The 25,100-nt window shown below is 55.1% G+C and carries 24 protein-coding genes; 4 read left to right on the top strand and 20 right to left on the bottom strand.

Annotated features, from left to right (window positions below; all coding sequences use genetic code 11):
- The first annotated feature begins 4 nt into the window (after nt 1-4).
- Nucleotides 5-3,451 carry a transcription-repair coupling factor gene (mfd, locus tag L2Y28_RS08210; protein ID WP_022647755.1) on the top strand — a complete coding sequence of 1,149 codons (3,447 nt, stop codon included), beginning with the start codon at nt 5-7 and terminating at the stop codon, nt 3,449-3,451.
- 144 nt (nt 3,452-3,595) lie between these two features.
- Entirely contained in the window at nt 3,596-4,561 is a 966-nt protein-coding gene (locus L2Y28_RS08205; RefSeq protein WP_022647754.1) for a L,D-transpeptidase family protein, read from the top strand.
- A 75-nt stretch (nt 4,562-4,636) separates the two neighbouring features.
- On the opposite strand, the gene bhsA is transcribed toward L2Y28_RS08205, so the two are convergent.
- Complete coding sequence (gene bhsA / locus L2Y28_RS08200; RefSeq protein WP_006809234.1) at nt 4,637-4,894, bottom strand: multiple stress resistance protein BhsA; 258 nt, start codon at nt 4,892-4,894, stop codon at nt 4,637-4,639.
- Between the two features lie 245 nt (nt 4,895-5,139).
- Here bhsA and comR point away from each other — a divergent pair, with 245 nt between their 5' ends.
- A complete protein-coding gene (gene comR / locus L2Y28_RS08195; RefSeq protein WP_022647753.1) occupies nt 5,140-5,775 on the top strand; it encodes a TetR family copper-responsive transcriptional repressor ComR in 636 nt (211 codons plus the stop codon).
- A gap of 60 nt (nt 5,776-5,835) precedes the next feature.
- Here the strand turns inward: comR and L2Y28_RS08190 are convergent, their stop codons facing one another.
- The 8 genes from L2Y28_RS08190 to hinT all read right to left on the bottom strand — a co-directional run bounded on the left by L2Y28_RS08190 (nt 5,836) and on the right by hinT (nt 11,920).
- On the bottom strand, nt 5,836-6,375 hold the full coding sequence (locus L2Y28_RS08190) for a glycine zipper 2TM domain-containing protein (RefSeq protein ID WP_022647752.1): 540 nt from the start codon (nt 6,373-6,375) through the stop codon (nt 5,836-5,838).
- Nucleotides 6,376-6,569: 194 nt separating this feature from the next.
- On the bottom strand, nt 6,570-7,874 hold the full coding sequence (locus L2Y28_RS08185; protein ID WP_022647751.1) for an NAD(P)/FAD-dependent oxidoreductase: 1,305 nt from the start codon (nt 7,872-7,874) through the stop codon (nt 6,570-6,572).
- 236 nt (nt 7,875-8,110) lie between these two features.
- Nucleotides 8,111-8,653: an alpha/beta hydrolase YcfP gene (gene ycfP, locus L2Y28_RS08180; RefSeq protein ID WP_022647750.1), complete on the bottom strand. Its 543-nt coding sequence runs from the start codon at nt 8,651-8,653 to the stop codon at nt 8,111-8,113.
- A 31-nt stretch (nt 8,654-8,684) separates the two neighbouring features.
- Entirely contained in the window at nt 8,685-9,710 is a 1,026-nt protein-coding gene (gene nagZ / locus L2Y28_RS08175; RefSeq protein ID WP_022647749.1) for a beta-N-acetylhexosaminidase, read from the bottom strand.
- Nucleotides 9,711-9,721: 11 nt separating this feature from the next.
- Nucleotides 9,722-10,546 (bottom strand): thiamine kinase, encoded by an 825-nt coding sequence (gene thiK / locus L2Y28_RS08170; RefSeq protein ID WP_022647748.1) that lies wholly within the window; start codon nt 10,544-10,546, stop codon nt 9,722-9,724.
- Nucleotides 10,527-11,171 (bottom strand): penicillin-binding protein activator LpoB, encoded by a 645-nt coding sequence (lpoB, locus tag L2Y28_RS08165; RefSeq protein WP_085929697.1) that lies wholly within the window; start codon nt 11,169-11,171, stop codon nt 10,527-10,529. Before lpoB ends, thiK begins: the two co-directional genes overlap by 20 nt.
- Before the next feature lie 13 nt (nt 11,172-11,184).
- Nucleotides 11,185-11,559 carry a YcfL family protein gene (locus L2Y28_RS08160; RefSeq protein ID WP_022647747.1) on the bottom strand — a complete coding sequence of 125 codons (375 nt, stop codon included), beginning with the start codon at nt 11,557-11,559 and terminating at the stop codon, nt 11,185-11,187.
- A gap of 1 nt (nt 11,560) precedes the next feature.
- A complete protein-coding gene (hinT, locus tag L2Y28_RS08155; RefSeq protein ID WP_006809243.1) occupies nt 11,561-11,920 on the bottom strand; it encodes a purine nucleoside phosphoramidase in 360 nt (119 codons plus the stop codon).
- Nucleotides 11,921-12,273: 353 nt separating this feature from the next.
- Here hinT and fhuE point away from each other — a divergent pair, with 353 nt between their 5' ends.
- Nucleotides 12,274-14,463 carry a ferric-rhodotorulic acid/ferric-coprogen receptor FhuE gene (gene fhuE, locus L2Y28_RS08150; protein ID WP_032623347.1) on the top strand — a complete coding sequence of 730 codons (2,190 nt, stop codon included), beginning with the start codon at nt 12,274-12,276 and terminating at the stop codon, nt 14,461-14,463.
- Nucleotides 14,464-14,602: 139 nt separating this feature from the next.
- On the opposite strand, the gene ptsG is transcribed toward fhuE, so the two are convergent.
- The 11 genes from ptsG to L2Y28_RS08095 all read right to left on the bottom strand — a co-directional run bounded on the left by ptsG (nt 14,603) and on the right by L2Y28_RS08095 (nt 25,096).
- Nucleotides 14,603-16,036, bottom strand: coding sequence for a PTS glucose transporter subunit IIBC (gene ptsG, locus L2Y28_RS08145; protein ID WP_006809245.1), 1,434 nt, complete (start codon nt 16,034-16,036; stop codon nt 14,603-14,605).
- A 298-nt stretch (nt 16,037-16,334) separates the two neighbouring features.
- A complete protein-coding gene (locus L2Y28_RS08140; protein WP_022647745.1) occupies nt 16,335-17,129 on the bottom strand; it encodes a metal-dependent hydrolase in 795 nt (264 codons plus the stop codon).
- A 10-nt stretch (nt 17,130-17,139) separates the two neighbouring features.
- Complete coding sequence (holB, locus tag L2Y28_RS08135; RefSeq protein WP_022647744.1) at nt 17,140-18,144, bottom strand: DNA polymerase III subunit delta'; 1,005 nt, start codon at nt 18,142-18,144, stop codon at nt 17,140-17,142.
- A complete protein-coding gene (gene tmk / locus L2Y28_RS08130) occupies nt 18,141-18,782 on the bottom strand; it encodes a dTMP kinase (protein WP_022647743.1) in 642 nt (213 codons plus the stop codon). Before tmk ends, holB begins: the two co-directional genes overlap by 4 nt.
- Nucleotides 18,772-19,794 carry a cell division protein YceG gene (gene yceG, locus L2Y28_RS08125; RefSeq protein ID WP_022647742.1) on the bottom strand — a complete coding sequence of 341 codons (1,023 nt, stop codon included), beginning with the start codon at nt 19,792-19,794 and terminating at the stop codon, nt 18,772-18,774. Before yceG ends, tmk begins: the two co-directional genes overlap by 11 nt.
- Nucleotides 19,795-19,796: 2 nt before the next feature.
- The gene (gene pabC, locus L2Y28_RS08120) at nt 19,797-20,606 is read right to left on the bottom strand and encodes an aminodeoxychorismate lyase (protein WP_022647741.1); all 810 of its coding nucleotides are present in this window, start codon (nt 20,604-20,606) and stop codon (nt 19,797-19,799) included.
- Nucleotides 20,607-20,726: 120 nt separating this feature from the next.
- Entirely contained in the window at nt 20,727-21,968 is a 1,242-nt protein-coding gene (gene fabF, locus L2Y28_RS08115; RefSeq protein WP_022647740.1) for a beta-ketoacyl-ACP synthase II, read from the bottom strand.
- A gap of 91 nt (nt 21,969-22,059) precedes the next feature.
- Entirely contained in the window at nt 22,060-22,296 is a 237-nt protein-coding gene (gene acpP / locus L2Y28_RS08110; protein ID WP_003857954.1) for an acyl carrier protein, read from the bottom strand.
- Between the two features lie 154 nt (nt 22,297-22,450).
- Nucleotides 22,451-23,185 (bottom strand): 3-oxoacyl-ACP reductase FabG, encoded by a 735-nt coding sequence (fabG, locus tag L2Y28_RS08105; RefSeq protein WP_022647739.1) that lies wholly within the window; start codon nt 23,183-23,185, stop codon nt 22,451-22,453.
- 12 nt (nt 23,186-23,197) lie between these two features.
- Nucleotides 23,198-24,127 carry an ACP S-malonyltransferase gene (gene fabD / locus L2Y28_RS08100; protein WP_022647738.1) on the bottom strand — a complete coding sequence of 310 codons (930 nt, stop codon included), beginning with the start codon at nt 24,125-24,127 and terminating at the stop codon, nt 23,198-23,200.
- A gap of 15 nt (nt 24,128-24,142) precedes the next feature.
- The gene (locus L2Y28_RS08095) at nt 24,143-25,096 is read right to left on the bottom strand and encodes a beta-ketoacyl-ACP synthase III (protein ID WP_003857960.1); all 954 of its coding nucleotides are present in this window, start codon (nt 25,094-25,096) and stop codon (nt 24,143-24,145) included.
- Nucleotides 25,097-25,100: the final 4 nt, after the last annotated feature.

The following is a 25,100-nucleotide window of genomic DNA, read 5'->3' as shown; positions in this document are numbered from 1 at the left end:
AGCCATGCCTGAACACTATCGTTTTTCCTTGCCTGTAAAAGCAGGTGACCAACGCCAGCTGGGCGAACTGACAGGCGCGGCCTGCGCCACGCTGGTGGCGGAAATTGCCGAGCGCCATCCGGGGCCGGTGGTGCTGGTTGCCCCGGACATGCAAAACGCCCTGCGCCTGCACGACGAAATTCGTCAGTTCACCGAAAGTCTGGTATTCAGCCTGGCCGACTGGGAAACGCTTCCCTACGACAGTTTCTCTCCGCACCAGGAGATCATCTCCTCACGCCTGTCGACGCTGTATCAGCTCCCCACCATGCAGCGCGGCGTGCTGATTGTGCCGGTGAATACACTGATGCAGCGCGTCTGTCCGCACAGCTATTTGCACGGCCATGCGCTGGTGATGAAAAAAGGCCAGCGCCTGTCGCGCGATGCCCTGCGCGTGCAGCTTGACGGAGCCGGTTACCGCCATGTCGATCAGGTGATGGAGCACGGCGAATACGCGACGCGCGGTGCGCTGCTGGATCTCTATCCGATGGGCAGCGACCAGCCGTATCGTCTGGATTTCTTCGATGATGAGATCGACAGCCTGCGCGTGTTCGACGCCGACACCCAGCGCACGCTGGAGGAAGTGGACTCCATTAATCTGCTGCCCGCCCATGAGTTCCCGACGGATAAAACCGCCATCGAACTGTTCCGCAGCCAGTGGCGCGACAGGTTCGACGTGAAACGTGATGCCGAACATATCTACCAGCAGGTCAGCAAAGGCACCCTTCCGGCCGGGATCGAGTACTGGCAGCCCCTGTTCTTTAACGAACCGCTGCCGGCGCTGTTCAGCTACTTCCCGGCCAATACGCTGATTGTTAACACCGGGGATATCGACGCCAGCGCCAGCCGCTTTGAAAGCGAAACGCGCGCCCGCTTTGAAAACCGGGGCGTTGACCCGATGCGTCCGCTGCTGCCGCCGGAAATGCTGTGGCTGCGTACCGACGAGCTCAACGCCGAGCTAAAACGCTGGCCGCGTATGCAGCTCAAAACCGATTCGCTTGCCGATAAGGCGGCGAACACCAATCTCGCGTTCCGGACGCTGCCCGATCTGGCCGTCCAGGCGCAGCAGAAATCCCCGCTCGATAACCTGCGCAAGTTTCTTGAGTCCTTCACCGGGCCGGTGGTGTTCTCCGTTGAGAGTGAGGGTCGTCGTGAAGCGCTGGGCGAACTATTGGGACGGATCAAAGTTGCGCCGAAGCGCATTCATCGCCTGAGCGAAGCGACCGGAAATGGTCGTTACCTGATGATCGGCTCCGCCGAGCACGGATTTATTGATACGCTCAATAACCTGGCCTTGATTTGTGAAAGCGACCTGCTGGGCGAGCGCGTGGCGCGCCGTCGTCAGGACAGCCGTCGCACCATCAACCCGGACACCCTGATCCGCAACCTGGCCGAACTGCACCCCGGTCAGCCGATCGTTCACCTGGAACACGGTGTGGGTCGCTATCAGGGAATGACCACCCTCGAAGCAGGCGGCATCAAAGGTGAATACCTGATGCTGACCTACGCGAACGACGCCAAACTGTACGTGCCGGTGTCGTCCCTGCACCTTATCAGCCGCTACGCCGGTGGCGCGGAAGATAACGCGCCGCTGCATAAGCTGGGCGGCGACGCCTGGTCACGCGCGCGGCAGAAGGCGGCGGAAAAAGTGCGCGACGTGGCCGCCGAGCTGCTGGACATTTACGCCCAGCGCGCGGCCAAAGAGGGTTATGCGTTTAAGCATGATAAAGAGCAGTACCAGCTGTTCTGCGACAGCTTCCCGTTTGAAACTACGCCGGATCAGGCTCAGGCCATAAATGCCGTGCTGAGCGACATGTGCCAGCCGCTGGCGATGGATCGCTTAGTCTGCGGCGACGTGGGCTTCGGTAAAACCGAGGTAGCAATGCGTGCCGCTTTCCTGGCGGTGGAAAACAACAAGCAGGTGGCGGTGCTGGTGCCGACTACCCTCCTCGCCCAGCAGCACTTCGACAACTTCCGCGACCGCTTCGCCAACTGGCCGGTACGCATTGAGATGCTGTCGCGTTTCCGCAGCGCCAAAGAGCAGACGCAAATCCTGGAACAGGCAAGCGAAGGCAAAATTGACATTCTGATCGGCACCCACAAGCTGCTGCAAAGCGACGTGAAGTGGAAAGATCTGGGGCTGCTGATCGTCGATGAAGAGCACCGCTTTGGGGTGCGCCACAAAGAGCGCATCAAAGCGATGCGCGCCGACGTCGACATTCTGACCCTGACCGCCACGCCGATCCCGCGCACCCTGAATATGGCGATGAGCGGCATGCGCGATCTGTCGATTATTGCCACCCCGCCGGCGCGCCGTCTGGCGGTGAAAACCTTTGTTCGCGAGTACGACAATCTGGTGGTTCGCGAGGCGATCCTGCGTGAAGTGCTGCGCGGCGGCCAGGTATATTACCTGTATAACGACGTTGAAAACATTCAGAAAGCCGCCGACAGGCTGGCAGAGCTGGTGCCGGAAGCGCGCATCGCCATTGGTCACGGCCAGATGCGCGAGCGCGAGCTGGAGCGGGTGATGAACGACTTCCACCATCAGCGTTTCAACGTGCTGGTATGTACCACCATCATTGAGACCGGGATCGACATTCCGACGGCGAACACCATCATCATCGAACGCGCGGATCACTTCGGCCTGGCCCAGCTGCATCAGCTGCGCGGGCGCGTCGGGCGTTCGCACCATCAGGCCTACGCGTGGCTGCTGACGCCGCATCCGAAGGCGATGACCACCGACGCGCAAAAGCGTCTGGAAGCTATCGCCTCGCTGGAAGATCTGGGTGCTGGTTTTGCGCTGGCGACGCACGACCTGGAGATCCGCGGCGCCGGTGAGTTGTTGGGTGAAGACCAGAGCGGCTCCATGGAAACCATCGGTTTTTCTCTGTATATGGAGCTGCTGGAAAATGCCGTCGACGCGCTTAAAGCCGGACGTGAACCGTCTCTGGAAGATCTCACCAGCCAGCAGACCGAAGTGGAACTGCGCATGCCTTCCCTGTTGCCGGATGATTTTATTCCTGACGTGAATACCCGTCTGTCGTTCTACAAACGTATTGCCAGCGCGAAAAGCGAAGGCGAGCTGGAAGAGATTAAAGTCGAACTGATTGACCGTTTTGGGATATTGCCCGATGCGGCGCGCAACCTGCTGGATATTGCCCGCCTGCGTCAGCAGGCGCAGAAGCTGGGCATTCGTAAGCTTGAAGGCAACGAGAAAGGCGGCGTAATTGAGTTTGCCGAGAAGAACCACGTCGATCCGATGTGGCTGATTGGCCTTCTGCAAAAACAGCCGCAGCATTTCCGTCTTGATGGCCCGACGCGTCTGAAATTTACTCAGGATCTGACGGAACGTAAAATCCGCATGGACTGGGTGCGTAACTTTATGCGTCAGTTGGAAGAGAACGCCATCGCATAACGGTTTCCCCCGCCAGCGCCCGGCTGGTGGGGGACAATTTACAAACTCTTTGCACTTCGCCCGATCTTCCCGACCATACATTCGCCATAATTATCATTAACGCCTTATAAAACAATAACCTTATCATTTGTATGGATTATGATAATGATGATTTCTTCGCGTTTTACCCGCTGGTTAACTGTGGTTGCGCTGGCCGCGACGGTTGCCGTCGCGCTCCCTGCACGCGCCAATACCTGGCCTCTTCCGCCCGCCGGCAGCAACGTTGTCGGTGAAAACCGCTTTCACGTGGTTGAAAACGATGGCGGTTCGCTGGAAGCGATTGCTAAAAAATATAACGTCGGGTTCCTGGCGCTGTTGCAGGCCAACCCGGGCGTAGATCCCTATGTGCCCCGGGCGGGCAGCGTACTGACGATTCCGCTGCAAACCATCCTGCCGGACGCGCCGCGTCAGGGGATTGTGATAAACCTCGCCGAGCTGCGTCTGTATTACTACCCGCCGGGCAAGTACGAAGTTACCGTTTACCCTATCGGTATTGGTCAACTGGGGGGCGATACGCTGACCCCTACCATGGTCACCACCGTCTCTGATAAGCGCGCTAATCCAACCTGGACCCCGACGGCAAACATTCGCGCCCGTTATAAAGCTCAAGGTATCGACCTGCCTGCCGTGGTTCCCGCGGGCCCGGATAACCCGATGGGGCACCATGCAATTCGCCTGGCGGCCTACGGTGGGGTTTATCTTCTGCACGGAACGAATGCGGATTTCGGGATCGGGATGCGCGTCAGCTCCGGCTGCATTCGCCTGCGCGATGACGACATCAAAACGCTCTACCGCGTGATCGCCCCTGGCACGAAAGTGAATATCATCAATACGCCGATTAAAGTGTCTGAAGAGCCGGGTGGCGTCCGTCTGGTTGAGATCCACCAGCCGCTATCGAAAAACATTAATGACGATCCGCAGACGCTGCCGATTAATCTGAATGCCTCTATGGTGAGCTTTAAAACGAATGCAAACACCGATGGCGCAGTGATGGAGCGGGCGATGGAAGCGCGCTCCGGGATGCCAACCGATGTCACGCGGCATCATGAGGTTGCTCAGCAGTCAATGTAAACGGTAATAACGACAAACGCCCTGCATTAGCAGGGCGTTTTTTTTGCAGTGGCATAACGGAGGGTTGCGTTACGCTTATTTGTAGATAACTGCGGTACCGTGCAGGGTGTTAGGACCGGTCACAGAGGTGATGCGGAATGATTTCGCACCCATTTCGTCAGCTTTTTGTGCCAGCTGATCTTCCAGAGAGCCGAGGTTAGTCCCGGCAGTGGCAGAGATGGTACCGACTTTCTGCTGGTCTGCTGGAGTGGATTGCACTTCAACAGCAGCGAAGCTTGCGAAAGAGAGTGAACTCAGAACGGCGGCAGCGATGAGGGTTTTAACGTTTTTCATGATTTTATACCTTTGGGCAGATGATGTAGTGGTCGTTAGTTATTTAGTTAACGATCGATAGGTAAATGATAGATGTGATCCAGGTCACACGTCAACCCATTTTTATAATGGTCGTTAAATTAATTTCATTTTCCTTATATTTCATAAAGATAAAATTAAATTATTTTTAAGAAATCACCGCTGGTCGTCGCAGACGTTTATTTTTATAATGACTATTCAACAAAACAACAGAGGACCAACGGCACATGACAACCGATGTCACGCGTTGCGCAAAGAAAAGCCGTGGCCGACCAAAAGTGTTCGACAGGGATGCGGCGCTCGATAAGGCCATGACGCTCTTCTGGCAGCATGGGTATGAAGCCACGTCGCTCTCCGACCTGGTGGAAGCAACGGGCGCGAAAGCCCCTACCCTGTACGCAGAGTTCACCAACAAAGAAGGCTTATTCCGGGCCGTTCTGGACAGATACATCTCGCGCTTCGCGGCAAAACACGAAGCCCAGCTATTCTGTGAAGAAAAAACGGTTGAGCAGGCATTGCAGGATTATTTCTGCGCAGTCGCAACCTGCTTTACCAGTAAAGACACGCCCGCGGGCTGTTTTATGATCAACACCTCCGCGACCCTCGCGGCATCGTCGAAAGAGATTGCCAACACGGTCAAATCGCGCCATGCGATGCAGGAGGAGACGCTCAGCACGTTTCTGGCTCAACGCCAGCAGCGCGGTGAAATTCCGGCGCATTGCCGTCCGCAGGAGCTGGCCCAGTATCTGAGCTGTATTCTACAGGGGATGTCCATCAGCGCCCGTGAAGGCGCGACGCTGGAAAAACTGCAGGGGATTACGCAAACAACGCTGCGCCTGTGGCCTGAACTTCTTAAACTCTGACGCAAAAAAAAAGCTCCTCAGCCTGAGCGCATGAGGAGCTAAGTTCAGAGAACATCTTTTTTACACTTTGTTATTCAGTATCAGCTGACCATTGCTGTCGAGAGGAATCTGCGTACCAGGATCTTTATCCATGCGGATTTTGCCCTGCTGATCGCCAATTTTGTAGGTTACGTCGTAGCCCAACATTTTTTCAGACTTGTCATATACGGTTTTACAGCGCTGCTGCGTTGTGGTGTAGGTATCATTTTCCTGCATCGCACCCTGCACCTGGTTACCGGCATAACCGCCACCCAGCGCACCAACTACCGTCGCGACATCCTTACCACGGCCACCACCAAACTGATGACCAATCACCCCACCAGCAACCGCGCCCAGCACGGAGCCAGCGATACGGTTTTCATCCTGAACCGGACGACGATGGGTGACAGAAACATTACGGCACTCCTGACGAGGCATCTTGACCGTCTCTTTGATCGGTGTAGCGGAAACCACCTGCGCATACTGCGGGCCACGATCAAGTACGTTCAGACTGGCAACGGCAGCCACACCTAACGCAGCTGCGACGCCAATCCCTATACCCGCCAACATTGATTTATTCACGGGACTTCCTCCTTTGTTGCAATTGGTAGCAATTTTGCAGCGCAATAAACGCTTCGCCAATAAGATAAAGGATCAAAAAACCGGGGGATGAGCTGGGATAGCGTCTGTTTAAGAGAACTCTTAAGCGTCAGGAGCGAAATGCACAGCATGATGTGCTAAAAATTCCCTCCGGAGAGCCCGGAGGGAGGGAGAAATTAGTGCAGCTTCAGGCGTGGGCGGATAACGCGGTTGATGCGGCCGACCAGCATCATCAGGCCGGTTTTGAAGTAGCCGTGCAGCGCAATCTGGTGCATACGGTACAGAGAAATGTACACGAAGCGGGCGATGCGCCCTTCTACCATCATGGAGCCGCGCATCAGGTTACCCATCAGGCTGCCCACGGTGGAGAAGTTTGAGAGCGACACCAGAGAGCCGTGGTCTTTGTAGACATAGGCTTTCATCGGTTTGCCTTTCATCTGCGCCAGGACATTATGCAGCACGAGGCTTGCCATCTGGTGCGCGGCCTGAGCGCGAGGCGGTACAAATCCGCCTTCCGGACGCGCGCAGGAGGCACAGTCGCCGATAGCGAAGATGTCCGGATCGCGCGTGGTTTGCAGCGTCGGCTCTGTCACCAGCTGGTTAATGCGGTTTGTCTCCAGCCCACCGATATCTTTCATGAAATCAGGCGCTTTGATCCCCGCAGCCCAGACCATCAGGTCGGCCTGGATGTATTCGCCGTCTTTGGTATGCAGTCCGCCCTCATCCGCGCTGGTCACCATGGTCTGGGTCAGCACGCGCACGCCCAGTTTGGTCAGCTCGTTGTGCGCCGCGCCGGAAATACGCGGCGGCAGCGCAGGCAGAATACGTTCACCTGCTTCCACCAGCGTCACATTCAGCGCTTCATTAGTCAGTCCTTTGTAGCCGTAGCTGTGCAGCTGTTTGACCGCATTGTGCAACTCCGCCGATAATTCAACGCCCGTTGCGCCGCCGCCCACGATAGCAATGTTAACCTTGCCGTTAGCACCCATGTTGTTGGTGTACTTCAGGAACAGGTTAAGCATCTCCTGATGGAAACGACGCGCCTGATGCGGGTTATCCAGGAAGATACAGTGCTCTTTTACGCCTGGGGTGTTGAAATCATTGGACGTACTGCCCAGGGCCATCACCAGCGTGTCATAGGCCAGCTTGCGCTCAGGAACCAGCAGCTCGCCTTTATCATCACGCAGCTCAGCCAGCGTGATGGTTTTGTTTTCACGGTTGATGTCCACCACCGAACCCAGCTGGAACTGGAAGTGGTGGTTACGCGCATGTGCCAGATAGCTGAGCGCATCCACGCCCTCATCCAGCGACCCGGTCGCCACTTCGTGCAGTAACGGCTTCCACAGATGGCTGTGGTTACGATCCACCAGCGTGATTTTGGCTTTCTTACCGCGACCCAGTTTCTTACCCAGCTGCGTCGCCAGCTCCAGTCCGCCAGCACCACCGCCGACAATCACTATCTTTTTCAATGGCGTAGTCAACGTGACCCCCTCAAATTATTAACCAATTGTTAATTAAAAGTTATATAAATAACCCTTAATTAACAACAGGTTACTGCGCTGAAACCATTCAGATTCATTGAGAATAGCACGTCAGGCGCATTGGTCATACCAAAATTGATATGTATCAAGTTTTGATGGTTTAAAAGTAGACAACTCTGACAAAAAAGAGGCCCGGCACGCTTTCACGTACCGGGCCTTTGTCAGGTTCAGGGAGTTCAGCCCAGCGTTTTAAAGGCCTTAATACGCTGCAAGTGCGGGGAAATATTTTTGAACTTGTGGGTCTGCTCTTCGTCCCAGACAATTTCGTAGTAATGATGCAGAAGTTCGGCAGCGCGGGAGCTGTCCAGCGCTTCATCGTTGCGGGAGAGGATCGCCAGACACCGGTCGCGGTTCTTTTCGCGGAAATTGCTCACGCATTTTGTTGCGATATCGGCGTACTCTTCCGGACGGTCAATCTTGCCTTCCATGTTTTCGTTTGGAAACAGGTTAGGATTAAAAATGACCTGACGGATATCGCATAAAAAACCGATGCGCTCTGCCCAGTATCCCCCCAACCCCACGCCGCAGATCAGCGGACGATCGTCGATATTGAGCTGCAACATTTTGTCCACTTCTTTAAGCAGATGCTGCATGTCATGTTTCGGATGACGCGTGCTGTAACTGATCAGCCGGACATCCGGATCGATAAACTGCAATTGCAGCACTTTCTCATGATTACCAGGACTGTTTGAGTCAAAACCGTGTAAATAAATGATCATCGTCTCACCACGCTACGCCTTCCGGGATGAATTAAAGGGCTGCTTTATGTGCCTGCCAGCGCTCGTTCAGGGCTTCAAGCCGGGCGTTTACCGTTTTCCAGCGCGCCGAGTCCATCAGCTCCTGACGACTAAATGAACCTTTATGATACAATTGTGTAACACGTTCAGCATTGATCGGCGACAGGTTATCCAGCACGCTCACCGCCCCTTTACGATTATTGCAGACGAGGATCATATCGCAACCCGCATCCAGCGAAGCCTGCCCACGTTCGGCATAGCTTCCCATGATCGCCGCCCCTTCCATGGATAAATCGTCAGAGAAAATAACGCCATTGAAGCCCAACTCCTGACGCAGCACGGTTTTAAGCCAGTGCGGAGAGCCGCTGGCCGGACGCGGATCAACGTCACTGTAGATGACGTGCGCAGGCATAATAGCGTCCAGCTTGTTATCGGTAATCAGCGAGCGGAAAACAGACATATCTTTAGCGCGAATGTCTGCTTCCGGGCGCGGATCGCGCGGGGTTTCTTTATGGGAATCCGCCGTCACCGCCCCGTGGCCCGGGAAATGCTTGCCGGTGGTTTTCATGCCCGCATCGTGCATACCGTCAATGAAGCGCGTCGCCATTGCCAGCGCGATACGTGGATCGTCATGATACGAACGCTCACCTATTGCCGCACTAATGTGTCCTACGTCCAGCACCGGGGCGAAGCTGATATCGATATCCATGGCGATCATCTCGCTCGCCATCAGCCAGCCTGCGTCCTGCGCCAGTTGACCGCCCTCTTCAGCACCCAGCAGCGCAGCAAAAGATTGTGCGGCGGGTAAACGGGTAAACCCTTCGCGGAAACGCTGCACGCGTCCACCTTCCTGGTCGACGGCCACCACCAGGCGATTGCGTGACGCCGCGCGGATCTGGCGAACCAGCTCGCGCAACTGCGCCGGATCGTGATAATTGCGGGTGAAAAGAATCAGCCCCCCTACCAGCGGGTGCGCCAGAATTTCGCGCTCTTCCGCATCAAGCTCAAACCCTTCAACATCCAACATTACTGGACCCACACCAACCTCTCTTATCCTTTCGTTTGTAACTGACGCCAGGCATCATTTGCCAGCGCAATAAATTGTTCGTCATCTGTCTGCTGAAGGCGCATTTCAAACCATCCCGCCATCAGCATCAGCACCCACGGACGCCAGCGCGCGACCTGCCGCGCAAGGGTGAGTACATTTATGTTGGCGTTTCGGGCATAGGCGGTTATCAGCTGCACGCGCGAAGCCTCATCAGGCATCCAGACCGCAGCGAGTTCAAGCGCCACGTCACCATCCCCGGCATATTCCCAGTCGATAAGTTTCTCGCCCGCCGTGGTATGAACGATATTCCCCGCATGGACATCCATATGCAGCGGCGCCAGACGTAACGCCTTCGGCTCTCCCGCTTTACGCAGCCGCTTAAGCTGCGCCAGCCAGAAGGGCGTGCGTCGTCCAGGCGCAGCCTGCTGCCAATAGCTATCCAGTAATGGAAGTAACGTCACCCGCCAGCCCAGACGCGGCTGTCGATGCAGATGATACAGCATGGCTGCCAGCGTGGGCGTATCGGGAAGCTCGCTTTTGATCTCACCCGCAATAAACGCCACCGCCATCCAGTCCCTGATAAAGAGATGAGGTTTCGGGGCAAGGTCGCCGGGAAGGCGCTTCAGGGCGCGGAACTGGCGACGAAAATGGGCGGCAGGCGCGGCGGCATCGTGATGCTGACGTAAAACCAGCCGATGGTCGCCACGCTCAATAATGCAACTCGCGCCGCCAAGCCCGACGGGGGCTTGCGGCGCGATAACACGGTACTGGGGGAAATAACGCGTCAGGACATCATGACGCGTGCGCTTATTGTTGCGTAACGGCACCTTTACCTGACCAGATAATTTCGCCGGTTTGAACCAGCATTAACTGCATCTGCAACGACGGCGTGTTCACGTTGCCTGTCGCGTTAGAATAAAGGACATACTGCGCGCCAACGTTGCGGGCGATACCAATCGCTTTACTGCGCGAACCCAGGCTGTCCTGAGGCGACAGACCAAGCTGTTGCTTGGCGACCGCGAGCTGCTGGGCTGAGACCAGCGTAAATTTACCGTTGTTTGCCAGCGCGTTGCGCAGGGTTTCCGTCGCTTCTCCCGCATTCAGGGAACCGTTTGTACGATTGTTCACGCTGTCCACCAGCAGCACACTGCCAGGCGTAACGCCCTGTGCCTGCAACATTTTGCCCACCATCGGCTGCATCGCGCCGTTCCAGTCATAGTGCCGCACTCGCGGCGCAGGCTGCGCGGTATCGTCCGGATGTTCGATCGGGCCAGGCTGCGCCGGAATAGTCGGTACAGACGGCACGGTTGGAACAGGTTGCGCCGGTGTTGTTGGCTGTTCCGTTCCCGGCTTCGCCTGATCCACCGGTGCAGGTTCTTCCGTTCGCGTCACACAGCCTGCCAGAAAGAGTGCGAACGCACTCAGGAGCGCATAACGGCTCATTGTTTTAATCAAGGTTCACTCCTTACAAATAAAGATAAAGTCTCACCTTATGTGCACCCAGATAGCTGGCGCTGCCGTAGAGCGTGACCGACGATCTTGCCGGGACCGTCACGCTACGCGGCGCCTCAAGCGGGTGCATCTCAAGACCTCTCACGTCATACCAGTAGAAGCGATAATGCACCGTCACTGGCTCTTGCCTTTCGTTATAGAGCGTAGAGGAGGCAGAAGACTGGATTTCGCTTATGGTCAACGAAGGATTTTCCGCCGTGATGCCCGCAGCAAGCACTGAGGACTCCATCACCAGCGTCTGTTCTTCACTGACCGGGATGGCGGGACGCGCGCTGCACCCAACCATAACCAGCGTCACGATCAGCGCTGCAATACGCCCAGTTAACATATTAAAGACCTTTATGTGCCAGCATCGGTCCCAGTGGACGTCCACCCAGAAGATGCATATGAATATGATAGACTTCCTGGCCGCCATGGCGATTACAGTTCATGATCAAACGGTATCCATCTTCAGCAATCCCTTCCTGCTCAGCAATTTTCGCGGCCACCGTAAGCATACGGCCCAGCGCCACTTCATGCTCGGTTTTAACGTCATTGACGGTCGGAATCAGAATATTGGGAATAATAAGGATGTGCGTCGGCGCCTGGGGAGAAATGTCGCGGAAAGCCGTGACCAGTTCATCCTGATAGACAATATCCGACGGAATTTCCCGGCGGATAATTTTACTGAAAATCGTTTCTTCAGCCATGACCTTTTCCTTTTATGTTTAATCTGGCGTCGTGCGTCCGTTGTTAACACACATTGTCTGTTTTACTGTGTGACACAACACAAGAGTATGAGCGAGTTTCTCCTGTCCTTTCAACCTTCTCCCGTGATTTCTTTCCTGATTATCGCCCATCTGGGTGAAGAGGCATCGCTTTAGGACATTTCTTTTCTGAAACCTGATTTCAGTTCATCCCGAAACATCTGTTTACAGCGTTAATCACAATGCGTATATTTCGCATTTGCATTTTCATGCGCATTTTTAACATAGAAAACGACGTCAGCCCGTGCTAGCGGGACTGTCGCGCACTACCTTCACCATTCACTAAGGGTTTGATGATGTCTTTCATTAATCACACCAGGGATGGGCAACGTCAGCCTGCCGCAACACCTTCGTTGCTGGCCGCCTGCATTGCTATGGCATTGACGCCAACCACCGCTTTCGCTGCTTCAACAGCCGAAGATACCGTCGTCGTTGATGGGGGTTTTGATAACACACAGGATCTTTCTGCCAGCCAGGATCAGGATTACAGCGTAAAAACCACCACCACCGGCACCAAACTGTTGCTGGTTCCCCGCGACATCCCACAGTCCGTCAGCGTTATCAGCCAGCAACGTATGGCTGACCAGAATCTGCAATCCATCGGCCAGGTGCTGACGAACACCACGGGCATTACGGCGCAGGTGCAGGACAGCGATCGTACCGTATTTTACTCACGCGGATTTTTCGTCAGCAACTACGCCTATGACGACCTTCCAACGTCCATCAGTGAAGTGTGGAACTTTGGTGATACCGCCGCCGATACTGCAATTTATGACCGCATTGAAGTGGTCCGCGGCGCCACAGGCCTGATGTCCGGGACGGGCAACCCGGCGGCGTACGTTAATATGGTGCGCAAGCATGCGGACAGCCAGGAATTTAAAGGCAACGTTTCCGCCAGCTACGGCAGCTGGGACAAGCAGCGTTACGTGCTGGATCTCCAGGCGCCGCTGGTGGAATCAGGTAAGGTACGGGGTCGTCTGATCACGGGTTATCAGGACAACGACAGCTTCGTGGATAACTACCACTACCGGAAGAAATTCCTCTACGGCGTGATGGATGCAGATGTTACCGACAGCACGACCCTCTCTGTAGGGTATGAGTATCAGGAAAGCCATACCGCCGACCCAACCTGGGGCGGGCTGCCGACCTGGTACAGCGACGGAAGTAAGACCAACTACAATCGCAGCCAGACCGTCGCGCCTGACTGGGCCTATTCAGATAAAGACAGCACCCGCATCTTCGCTAACCTGACCCAGCGTTTCGATAATGGCTGGGAAGCGCACATCAACGGCATGCATGCTGAAACCAACTTTGACTCTAAGCTGATGTATATGTCCGGTTATCCGGATAAAGAGACCGGCGCTGGCCTGGTGGGTTACGGCGGCTGGAACCGCGGGGAACGTAAACAGGATGCGGTCGATGCCTTCCTGCGCGGCGGCTTCGATCTCTTTGGCCGTCAGCACGAGATGATGTTCGGCGGCAGCTTTAGCCGTCAGCGTAACCATTACGACAACACCATGCCGGATGCAGTATACGGCATGGTTGATGTCGGCAACTTTAAGAACTGGAACGGGAACAATGCCGATCCGCAGTGGACGCCGTGGAAACTCTACAGCAAGGATGATATTCGCCAGTCTTCAGCCTATTCCTCTGCGCGTTTCTCACTCGCCGATCCGTTGCATCTGATCCTGGGGGCGCGTTACACCCAATACAACATTCGCTATAACCCCGCTGGTTCGCCGAATACACGTCTGGAAAGCACCAAAGATGATGTCACGCCGTATGCCGGCCTGGTGTATGACATCAATGAGGACTGGTCGACCTACGTCAGCTATACCTCTATCTTCCAGCCGCAGGATAAGCGCAATGCCAGTGGACGTTATCTCGACCCTACCACGGGTAAAAGCTACGAAGCCGGGGTGAAGGCAGACTGGTTTAATACCCGCCTCACCACCTCGTTGGCGATTTTCCGCATTGAGCAGGATAACGTGGCCAGCAACACGTATACCTACATGCCGAGCGGTGAGTCGATTTATGAATCGCTGGACGGGGTGGTCAGCAAAGGGGTCGAGTTTGAGCTCAACGGTGCACTGACCGATAACTGGCAGCTGACCTTTGGCGCGACGCGTTACATTGCAGAAGATAAGAATGGCAACGCCGTCAGCTCCGATCAGCCGCGCACAACCATGAAGCTGTTCACCCGTTATCAACTGCCAATGCTGCCGGAACTGACCGTGGGCGGTGGCGTAAACTGGCAGAACAAAGTGTGGACGGACGTGGAAGGCGGTCCGGCAGGACGTTCCCGCGCGGAGCAAGGCAGCTATGGGCTGGTGAACCTGTTCAGTCGCTATCAGGTCACCAAAGACTTTGCTGTTCAGGCTAACGTCAACAACCTGTTCGACAAAGAGTATTACGACTACGTCGGATCGTATGTAGTGTATGGCGCGCCACTGAACGTTTCGGTGAGCGCGAGCTACGATTTCTGAGTATTAAGCCCGGTGGCGCTGCGCTTACCGGGCCTACCCATCACGTAGACCGGGTTAGGCGCAGCCGCCACCCGGCACCACAAACCGCAATAATAAAAAAGGCAGCCAATCGGCTGCCTTAGTCTCCCCAGATCACAGCTTAGTTGTTGCGGATGTACTCATCCATTTCGGTTTTCAGGTTATCGGATTTCGTTCCGAAGATTGCCTGAACACCAGAACCTGCAACAACGACGCCTGCTGCGCCCAGTTTTTTCAGACCCGGCTGGTCGACTTTCGCAACGTCGGCAACGCTCACACGCAGACGAGTGATACACGCGTCCAGGTTAGTGATGTTCTCTTTACCGCCGAAAGCAGCAACCAGAGCAGGTGCCATTTCGCTGGTCACACCGGCTTTGCTGTCTTCCGTTGCATCTTCACGACCCGGCGTTTTCAGGTCCAGTGCTTTGATCAGCACGCGGAAGACGGTGTAGTACACCACTGCGTAGCCCGCACCCACGATAGGGAACAGCCACAGCTTGCTGCTGTTACCGGACAGAACGATGAAGTCGATCAGGCCGTGAGAGAAGGACGTACCGTCACGCATACCCAGCAGGATACAGATTGGGAATGCCAGACCTGCCAGTACCGCGTGGATGATGTACAGGATCGGCGCAACGAACATGAAGGAGAACTCGATCGGCTCGGTGATACCGGTCAGGAACGAGGTCAGCGCTGCGGAGATCATGATACCGCCCACTTTTGCACGGTTCTCTGGTTTAGCAGAGTGCCAGATAGCAATTGCAGCCGCCGGCAGACCGTACATTTTGAACAGGAAGCCACCAGACAGTTTACCTGCCGTTGGGTCGCCCGCCATGTAGCGTGGGATGTCGCCGTGGAACACCTGACCTGCTGCGTTGGTGTATTCACCAATCTGCATCTGGAATGGAACGTTCCAGATGTGGTGCAGACCAAATGGTACCAGGCAGCGCTCAATGAAGCCGTAGATACCGAACGCCACAACCGGGTTCTGGTAAGCTGCCCACTGAGAGAAGGTCTGGATTGCCGTACCGATTGGTGGCCAGATGAAGGACAGGACCACACCGGTGAAAATCGCGGCCAGACCAGAAATGATCGGCACAAAACGTTTACCCGCGAAGAAGCCCAGATACTCAGGCAGCTTGATGCGATAGAAGCGGTTAAACATATACGCTGCAATCGCACCGGAGATGATACCACCGAGAACACCGGTGTCCGCCAGGTGCTTAGCGGCAATCTCTTCAGCAGGTAAATGCAGTACCAGCGGCGCAACCACAGCCATGGTTTTCACCATGATGCCGTAAGCAACAACGGACGCCAGAGCGGAAACACCGTCGTTATTGGTGAAGCCCAGAGCAACACCGATAGCGAAGATCAGCGGCATGTTAGCAAAAACAGAACCGCCTGCTTCGGCCATCACGTGGGAAACTACGGCTGGCAGCCAGCTGAAGTTTGCAGAACCGACACCCAGCAGGATACCTGCGATAGGCAGTACGGATACTGGCAGCATCAGCGATTTACCGACCTTTTGCAGGTTAGCAAATGCATTCTTAAACATAATTGAGAGTGCTCCTGAGTATTTGTGCTTTTTTTTACGTTTTCACGCATTGGCCCGGGGGAAGTACCGCGCCGTGGACAGGACATCTAAGCGCCCTTTATTTATTACACAGAGTAAAATAATTCCCTCTGAGTTTGTTTGACGGCTATCACGTTTCAGTTCAAGACGGCCAAAAAACTTGCAGATATTTACATAAAGCATGTCTGGATGTGTCTAAAAACGCCATCACCGCCCCGAATGAGGCGGTGAACTTTACTCGCTTTACTTATTAATTACGAGCCTAAAAATAACAGGTGTATCAGACAGATTGCAGGCGGGCGGGGTCGATATGGAACAGACTGGCGAAGTTTTCCGTTGTCACGCGAGCCAGTTCTTCAATACTGACACCTTTCAGAACGGCCATATACTCAGCGACATCCCGGGTCATCGCTGGCTGGTTCTCTTTGCCACGATGAGGCACCGGCGCCAGGTACGGGGAATCGGTTTCCACCAGAATACGATCCAGCGGAACATAGCGCGCCGCATCACGCAGTTGCTCAGCATTACGGAACGTGACAATCCCCGAGAACGAGATATAAAAGCCCAAATCAAGCAGCTTACCCGCCGTTTCTCTGTCTTCTGTGAAACAGTGTAGTACGCCACCGCAATCCGTCACCTTTTCTTCCCGCAGGATACCCAGCGTGTCGGCGCGCGCATCTCGGGTGTGAACGATAACCGGCTTATTCAGTTCCCGGCCAATGCGGATGTGGTTACGGAAGGATTCCTGCTGGCGATGTTTCGTTTCCGGAGTGTAGAAATAATCCAGGCCGGTCTCGCCCATCGCCACTACGCCCTCTTCTGCGGCAAGACGGCGTAAATCCTCAACGTCGTACGCTTCATCCTGATTCAGCGGATGCACGCCGCAGGAGAAGACGACATTATCGCGCTCGCCTACCAGTTCACGCATGGAGCGGTAACCCGGCAACGTGGTTGCCACGGCCAGGCAAAATTTCACATCGCGCGCGGCGGCTTTCGCCAGCACGTCGTCCACATTTTTATGCAGGGACTGATAATCCAGGCCATCGAGATGGCAGTGTGAGTCGACTAAAAACATAATGTCTCTCTCAGAGGTGGGAAACCGGCGGTATGACGCCCGGTTGCAGGTAGTGTTCGATACGCAGTAACTGGTCAGTCAGTAAAAGCTCGCGATTGAGACCGGTTACTGTCAAAAGTTGTTCACGACTCTGGCAGATATCATGAAGGATAGCGTGCAGCGACTGCCCTGACAGGCGATTCGCCAGCGTGGTGACCAGCGCCCACACGTCAGGGTTAGTCAGAAGCGTAGCCCCCTGCTGAATTTTGAGCGCATCCAGCAGCAGCGCGGCCAGCCAGTGCAGCCGTTCCGGAGCCTGATCGCTGTTCAGCGCTGGCAGCACGCTCAGCCAGTCATGGCTGTCGAGGGCTGATTCAACCGCACGACACAGCGTTTCACGCTGGGACCACACCTCGGGCTGTAATAAGGCCAGCGCAGCCGCAGGCGCACCGCTGCACAGGCGCAACGCTGAGAGCGCCGCGTCTTGTGACACCGTCACTTCCCGCTCAAGCCAGGCGAGTGCCCAGGATTCCTGAGGGACAGCAAGGTGGTGAAGACGGCAGCGACTGCGCAGCGTCGCCAGCAAGCGTTCCGGCTCGCGGCAGGAGAGGAAAAACCAGGTGTTTTCTGGCGGCTCTTCCAGGGTTTTTAACAGCGCGTTGGCTGCGGCTTCCGTGAGCAGCGCGGCATCTTTCAGCCACACCACTTTCGCCCCCCCCAGACGCGCATATTCGTACAGTTTCTCACTGACCTCACGCACCGCGTCGATACCGAGCGTATTTTTGCCCTTCTCAGGTTCGAGGGTGTAATAGTCAGGATGCGTGCCCGCCTGCATGAGCTGGCAACCCCGACACTTACCACAGCTTTTATGTCCTTCCGGCTGTTGGCACATCAGAAAGCGGGTTATGGCATAAATCAACGCATCATCACCCATTCCCGGCAGCGCCTGGATCAGTAACGCATGATGCCCCCGACCAACCTGATAGCTGCCGATCAGCTGTTCAAAGTGTGGGCGCAACCATGGATACCATTTCATGCCTGCTGCTCCTGTAGCCACTGCGTAACGGTCTGCTGAATATCACATGTAACGTCTTCAAGGGATTGCGTCGCATCGATGGTACGAATGGTCTTGTCCTGCCCGGCCAGTTCCAGATAACGCGCACGGGTGCGGTTAAAGAAATCAAAAGACTCCTGTTCAATGCGGTCCAGTTCACCGCGGGCACGGGCGCGCTTAAGGCCCACCTCAGGGGTTACGTCCAGATACAGCGTCAGGTCAGGACGGAAATCCCCCAGAACCGCGTCGCGAAGCGTAGCCAGCATGGCCTGATCGATACCCCGGCCACCGCCCTGATACGCCTGGGTTGAGAGATCGTGGCGATCGCCAATCACCCATTTGCCTTCTGCCAGAGCGGGTTTGATCACCGTCTCCACCAGCTGAACGCGCGCCGCATAGAACATCAGCACTTCCGCTTTGTCGGTAATAACTTCATCGCCAACGGATTTGATATCCAGAACCAGGCTGCGCAGTTTTTCCGCCAGCTGCGTACCGCCCGGCTCGCGGGTGAAGACCATGTCGGCGACGCCAAGCGATTTCAGCGTATCCACCACCACGTTACGGGCGGTGGTTTTGCCCGCCCCTTCGAGTCCCTCAATGACAATGTATTTACTGCGCATTTTTTTCCTTAAGTGCCTTCAGATAGTCCTGAACGGAGCGATTGTGGCTGGCCAGGTTGGTATTGAACGTATGCCCCCCTTTTCCGTCAGCCACAAAATAGAGATACGGCGTTTTGGCCGGGTGCGCGGCGGCCTTCAACGATGCTTCACTCGGCGTCGCAATCGGTCCAGGCGGCAGGCCGCTAATCATGTAGGTATTATACGCCGTTGGCGTTTCCAGATCTTTTCTGGAAATCCTGCCGTTGTAGTTTTCGCCCATGCCGTAGATGACGGTAGGATCGGTTTGCAAACGCATGCCGATGCGCAGACGGTTAATAAACACCGAGGCAACCTGGTCACGTTCGGCAGCAACGGCCGTCTCTTTCTCGATGATCGAGGCCATCGTCATGAACTGGTTTTGATCTTGATAAGGCAGGCCCTCTGCTCGCCCTTTCCACGCAGCGTCTACCGCCGCGACCATTTTGTTGTGCGCGCGCTTCAGAATTGCCACATCCGTCGTGCCTGCCGTATACATCCACGTATCGGGCCAGAACCAGCCTTCCACCCACTCGGGATGTTCGAATTTTAAGGCGTCTGCCACGGTCTGGTAGCGGTCATCTTTCAGCGTATGCTTGATGTACGGCGCGTCACGCAGTTGCCTGAGATAATCGCTCAGACGCATACCTTCCACAAAACGCAATGGGAACTGGGCTTCTTTACCACTCTCCAGCAGTTGCAGCATCTCGCGCACGGTCATGCCAGGAGTGAAACGATAGGTACCGGCCTTGAAATGGGACAGGTCCGGCTGAATACGCAGCAGCCACTGGAATAAGCGTGGACGATTGATAATTTTGTCGTCATACAGCTGCTGACCAAGCGCCTGCCGCCCGGTCCCCGCTTTCAGGGTAAAAATCGTCTCGTCTTTAATCAGGATCTGACTTTCAGCCAGCTGACGGACTTTCCACACTCCCGCTCCGCCAGCGATTCCGAACGCAACGATAAGAAGGAGGACAAAGCGTAACATTTTCTTCATGACTACCTGGTTTGCTCACATAACGGGGCCAGAAACTGGAACAGCTCGCGGGATGACCAGCTCTTGCGGTCATAAGCGCGAACGGGGACAACGGGCATTAGCGCATTGCAGATAACAACTTCTTCGGCAGCCAGCAGCGCCTCTTCCTTAGCGTTAACTTCGACAACGCGAAAGCCTGCGCGTGCCAGCTGTTGCAAACAAAACTGCCGCATAATGCCGTTGACTCCGGCCTGCTCCAGCGAAGGCGTGAATACGTCACTGCCCTTCCGCCAGAGTAAATTAGCCGCACAGCATTCCGTAATGTACCCTTCGCTGTCAAGAACCAGCGCCTCTCCGGCCTCCGTCTGCTCAAGATGAGTACGAATAAGCACCTGTTCAAGACGGTTAAGATGTTTTATGCCAGCGAGCATCGGGTTTCGCCCCAGACGTACCGGGCTAAGCGCCAGGACTACGCCCTCTTCACGCCAGTGCGCGTAATGGGAAGGATAATCTGAAACGGAAAGGATCCGCGCAGGATGCTGGCAGGCAGAACCGCTATAGCCCCGACCACCGCTGCCGCGGCTGATAATGACTTTCAGGACGCCGCTTGCTTTCTCTGACGCCAGCCGACGCATTTCATTTTCAAGAATGTCCCACTGCGAGAAGGGGATCAATAATGCTTCGCAGGCTTTTTGTAAACGAAGGATATGGGCCCCGAGCAGGCACACGCCACCGTCGAGAATACGCGCGGTCGTGAAACAGCCATCGCCAAACTGGGTCGCCCTGTCGCTTGCCGGCAGCATTTCTTGCTCAAGGCCATTAATTAAAAACATAGTGGCTCCTTATGCATGGAGGCTCAGTCTGGCAGGATGTGGTTAGCCGGACAAGGGGATATCACCTAATAAAAAAGGCCCGGCAAGCGGACCTTTATTATCGTCAGCGACTAACCAGACTCAGACCTTTTTGAAGATCAGAGAACCGTTAGTCCCACCGAAGCCGAAGGAGTTACACAGGGTGTACTCCATACCGCTAACCTGGCGCGCTTCGTGGGGAACGAAGTCCAGATCGCAACCTTCATCTGGATTATCCAGGTTGATGGTTGGCGGTACAGCCTGATCGCGCAGCGCGAGAATAGAGTAGATTGATTCTACTGCCCCCGCCGCACCCAGGAGGTGACCGGTCATGGATTTCGTGGAGCTCACCAGTACACGGCTGGCAGATTCGCCGAAGATAGACTTAACCGCCTGCGCTTCTGCTTTATCGCCCGCAGGGGTAGATGTCCCGTGCGCGTTAACGTAGCCAATCTGTGCCGGCGTAATGCCCGCATCACGGATGGCGTTTTCCATCGCCAGCGCAGCACCTGCGCCGTTCTCTGGAGGAGACGTCATGTGGTAAGCATCGCTGCTCATGCCAAAGCCAACAACTTCAGCATAAATTTTCGCGCCACGTTTTTTCGCGTGTTCGTACTCTTCCAGTACGATCATGCCTGCACCGTCACCCAGCACGAAACCATCACGGTCTTTATCCCACGGACGGCTCGCCGCCTGAGGATTATCGTTTCGGGTAGAGAGCGCACGCGCTGCACCGAAGCCACCGACGCCCAGCGGGGTACTGGCTTTTTCAGCACCGCCCGCAACCATAGCATCTGCATCGCCGTACGCGATGATACGCGCGGCCTGGCCGATGTTATGCACGCCAGACGTACAGGCTGTCGCGATTGAGATGCTTGGGCCACGCAGGCCGAACATAATGGTCAGGTGACCTGCCACCATGTTTACAATCGTAGACGGAACGAAGAACGGGCTGATTTTACGCGGGCCGCCATTCACCAGAGATGTATGGTTTTCCTCGATCAGGCCAAGACCGCCAATCCCGGAGCCGATAGCAGCGCCGATACGGGTAGCGTTCTCTTCCGTAATCTCAAGGCCAGAATCCTGCATGGCCTGAACGCCAGCGACAATTCCATATTGAATGAAGGCATCCATCTTGCGCTGTTCTTTGCGCGAGATGATCTCTTCACAGTTAAAATCCTTTACTAAGCCAGCAAATTTCGTTGCATAGGCGCTAGTATCGAAATGGTCGATTAGGCTGATGCCGCTCTGACCGGCAAGGAGAGCTTTCCAGGTGGACTCTACGGTATTGCCGACAGGAGACAACATGCCAAGTCCGGTCACAACTACACGACGCTTAGACACGTTTGTCCTCCAGGGAGGGATAAAAAAAGAGATTCGTGGGACTACAAAAGATAAAACTCAGGCGGTCGAATGACCGCCTGGAGATGTTCACTTACGCCTGGTGACCGTTGATGTAATCAATGGCAGCCTGAACGGTGGTGATTTTCTCAGCTTCTTCGTCCGGAATCTCAGTATCAAACTCTTCTTCCAGAGCCATTACCAGCTCAACGGTGTCAAGAGAATCTGCGCCCAGGTCTTCAACAAAGGAAGCGGAGTTCACAACTTCTTCCTGCTTAACGCCCAGCTGTTCGCCGATAATTTTCTTAACGCGTTCTTCGATAGTGCTCATACTCTTAAATTTCCTATCAAAACTCGCTTTCGCGATGGTTTTCGTAGTGTATAAAATGTTGAAAAATTTGCAACTAAATCCCGGCAGGTCTTACCACGATTTTACGTTATTTTGAGGCCATTTGCCCAAATAACGCAAATATTTTCGATCGTGATTAAACCATGTACATCCCGCCGTTGACGTGGAGGGTTTCACCAGTGATGTAACCCGCTTCGTCAGAGGCTAAAAATGCAACCGCGCTGGCGATTTCTTTAGGGTCGCCAAGACGACCCGCTGGAACTGCCGCCAGCGTACCCGCACGCTGATCATCGGTCAGCGCACGCGTCATGTCCGTTTCAATAAAGCCCGGAGCAACAACGTTTACAGTAATTCCGCGGGACGCGACTTCGCGCGCCAGCGACTTACTGAAACCGATCAGACCTGCTTTCGCCGCAGCGTAGTTAGCCTGACCAGCATTTCCCATGGTACCAACCACAGAACCTACAGTGATAATACGTCCATGACGCTTTTTCATCATAGCGCGCATTACCGCTTTTGACAGACGGAATACCGATGACAGGTTGGTTTCGATAATATCGTTCCACTCATCATCTTTCATTCGCATCAACAGGTTGTCGCGAGTGATCCCGGCATTATTGACCAGAATATCCACTTCGCCAAACTCTGCGCGAATATTTTCCAGAACAGATTCGATAGATGCTGGTTCAGTCACATTCAGTACCAGACCTTTGCCGTTCGCACCCAGATACTCGCTGATGGCCTGTGCGCCATTCTCGCTGGTCGCAGTCCCGATCACCGTCGCGCCGCGCGCAACCAGTGTTTCAGCAATAGCACGCCCGATACCGCGGCTTGCGCCGGTCACCAGGGCAATTTTTCCTTCAAAACTCATGGTATTCCTCTTTTATTGCGAGAGTGCCGCTTTCATTGCTTCCGGCTCGTTAATCGCCGAGGCAGTCAGGGTGTCTACAATACGTTTTGTCAGACCGGTAAGTACCTTACCTGGACCGACTTCATACAGATGTTCAACGCCCTGAGACGCCATAAATTCAACGGTTTTGGTCCACTGAACTGGGCTGTAGAGCTGGCGAACCAGCGCGTTACGGATAGCCTCCGGCGCGGTTTCGCACTTCACATCGACGTTATTCACAACGGAAATCGTCGGTGCGTTAAAGGTCATTTTTTCCAGCTCAACCGCCAGCTTATCGGCAGCGGGCTTCATCAGCGCACAGTGAGACGGCACGCTCACCGGCAGCGGCAGTGCACGTTTTGCACCCGCAGCTTTACAGGCAGCGCCTGCACGCTCAACCGCTTCTTTATGACCCGCGATAACTACCTGGCCTGGCGAGTTAAAGTTTACCGGAGAAACGACCTGACCTTCAGCAGATTCTTCACAGGCTTTAGCAATAGAAGCATCATCCAGACCGATGATGGCAGACATGCCGCCCGTGCCTTCTGGCACCGCTTCCTGCATAAACTTACCACGCAATTCAACCAGACGGACCGCGTCAGCGAAGGCAATCACCCCTGCGCAGACCAGCGCAGAGTATTCACCCAGGCTATGACCCGCCATCAGCGCAGGCGTTTTGCCGCCCTGCTGCTGCCATACGCGCCACAATGCGACGGAGGCTGCCAGCAGTGCCGGTTGAGTCTGCCAGGTTTTGTTCAGCTCTTCAGCTGGGCCCTGCTGGGTCAGCGCCCACAGATCATAACCCAGCGCGTCAGAAGCTTCACGGAAAGTCTCTTCAATAACCGGATAGTTTGCTGCCATTTCAGACAACATCCCAACAGTTTGTGAGCCCTGTCCCGGGAACACAAAAGCAAATTGCGTCATTTTTTAATCCTTATCCTAGAAACGAACCAGCGCGGAACCCCAGGTGAACCCGCCACCAAAGGCTTCAAGCAAGACCAGTTGGCCCCGTTTAATTCGTCCATCGCGTACCGCTTCGTCAAATGCGCACGGTACCGATGCCGCAGAGGTGTTGCCGTGGCGATCAAGCGTCACTACAACGTTATCCATAGACATGCCCAACTTCTTCGCCGTCGCGCTGATAATACGCAGGTTAGCCTGATGCGGTACCAGCCAGTCGAGTGCGGCGCGATCCAGATTGTTCGCTTCCAGCGTCTCATCAACAATGTGAGCGAGTTCGGTCACGGCCACCTTGAACACTTCATTACCCGCCATTGTCAGGTAAATCGAACTGTCCGGATTAACGCGATCGGCGTTAGGCAGCGTTAACAGCTCGCCGTAGCGACCGTCAGCGTGCAGGTGCGTGGAGATGATGCCTGGTTCTTCGGACTGCCCCAGCAGCACCGCGCCCGCGCCATCGCCAAAAATAATGATTGTGCCGCGATCGGTTGGATCGCAGGTACGCGCCAGCACATCAGCACCGATCACCAGCGCATATTTTACGGCACCCGATTTAACATACTGATCGGCGATGCTCAGCGCATAGGTGAAACCCGCGCACGCCGCTGCAACATCAAATGCCGGGCAGCCTTTGATGCCGAGCATGTTCTGCACCTGGCACGCTGCGCTTGGGAAGGCATGCGTGGCAGATGTTGTCGCCACCACAATAAGCCCGATCTGTTCTTTATCAATGCCAGCCATCTCAAGCGCTCGCTGAGCGGCTTCGTAGCCCATGGTGGACACAGTTTCGTCTGGCGCGGCGATACGACGTTCACGGATACCTGTGCGCGTGACAATCCACTCGTCAGACGTATCTACCATTTTTTCAAGATCGGCGTTGGTACGCACTTGTTTTGGCAGGTAGCTGCCGGTACCTAAAATCTTCGTATACATGTAC

The sequence above is a fragment of the Enterobacter sp. JH25 genome, from assembly GCF_021725435.1.
Classification (GTDB): Bacteria; Pseudomonadota; Gammaproteobacteria; order Enterobacterales; family Enterobacteriaceae; genus Enterobacter; species Enterobacter intestinihominis.
This window is presented reverse-complemented; position numbering and strand designations above follow the sequence as displayed.

Coding starts and splice junctions, on each gene's coding strand:
- mfd (WP_022647755.1), top strand. CDS start 5: ATGCCTGAACACTATCGTTTTTCCTTGCCTGTAAAAGCAGGTGACCAA.
- L2Y28_RS08205 (WP_022647754.1), top strand. CDS start 3,596: ATGATGATTTCTTCGCGTTTTACCCGCTGGTTAACTGTGGTTGCGCTG.
- bhsA (WP_006809234.1), bottom strand. CDS start 4,894: ATGAAAAACGTTAAAACCCTCATCGCTGCCGCCGTTCTGAGTTCACTC.
- comR (WP_022647753.1), top strand. CDS start 5,140: ATGACAACCGATGTCACGCGTTGCGCAAAGAAAAGCCGTGGCCGACCA.
- ycfP (WP_022647750.1), bottom strand. CDS start 8,653: ATGATCATTTATTTACACGGTTTTGACTCAAACAGTCCTGGTAATCAT.
- L2Y28_RS08160 (WP_022647747.1), bottom strand. CDS start 11,559: ATGTTAACTGGGCGTATTGCAGCGCTGATCGTGACGCTGGTTATGGTT.
- hinT (WP_006809243.1), bottom strand. CDS start 11,920: ATGGCTGAAGAAACGATTTTCAGTAAAATTATCCGCCGGGAAATTCCG.
- fhuE (WP_032623347.1), top strand. CDS start 12,274: ATGTCTTTCATTAATCACACCAGGGATGGGCAACGTCAGCCTGCCGCA.
- ptsG (WP_006809245.1), bottom strand. CDS start 16,036: ATGTTTAAGAATGCATTTGCTAACCTGCAAAAGGTCGGTAAATCGCTG.
- L2Y28_RS08140 (WP_022647745.1), bottom strand. CDS start 17,129: ATGTTTTTAGTCGACTCACACTGCCATCTCGATGGCCTGGATTATCAG.
- holB (WP_022647744.1), bottom strand. CDS start 18,144: ATGAAATGGTATCCATGGTTGCGCCCACACTTTGAACAGCTGATCGGC.
- tmk (WP_022647743.1), bottom strand. CDS start 18,782: ATGCGCAGTAAATACATTGTCATTGAGGGACTCGAAGGGGCGGGCAAA.
- yceG (WP_022647742.1), bottom strand. CDS start 19,794: ATGAAGAAAATGTTACGCTTTGTCCTCCTTCTTATCGTTGCGTTCGGA.
- pabC (WP_022647741.1), bottom strand. CDS start 20,606: ATGTTTTTAATTAATGGCCTTGAGCAAGAAATGCTGCCGGCAAGCGAC.
- acpP (WP_003857954.1), bottom strand. CDS start 22,296: ATGAGCACTATCGAAGAACGCGTTAAGAAAATTATCGGCGAACAGCTG.
- fabG (WP_022647739.1), bottom strand. CDS start 23,185: ATGAGTTTTGAAGGAAAAATTGCCCTGGTGACCGGCGCAAGCCGCGGT.
- fabD (WP_022647738.1), bottom strand. CDS start 24,127: ATGACGCAATTTGCTTTTGTGTTCCCGGGACAGGGCTCACAAACTGTT.
- L2Y28_RS08095 (WP_003857960.1), bottom strand. CDS start 25,096: ATGTATACGAAGATTTTAGGTACCGGCAGCTACCTGCCAAAACAAGTG.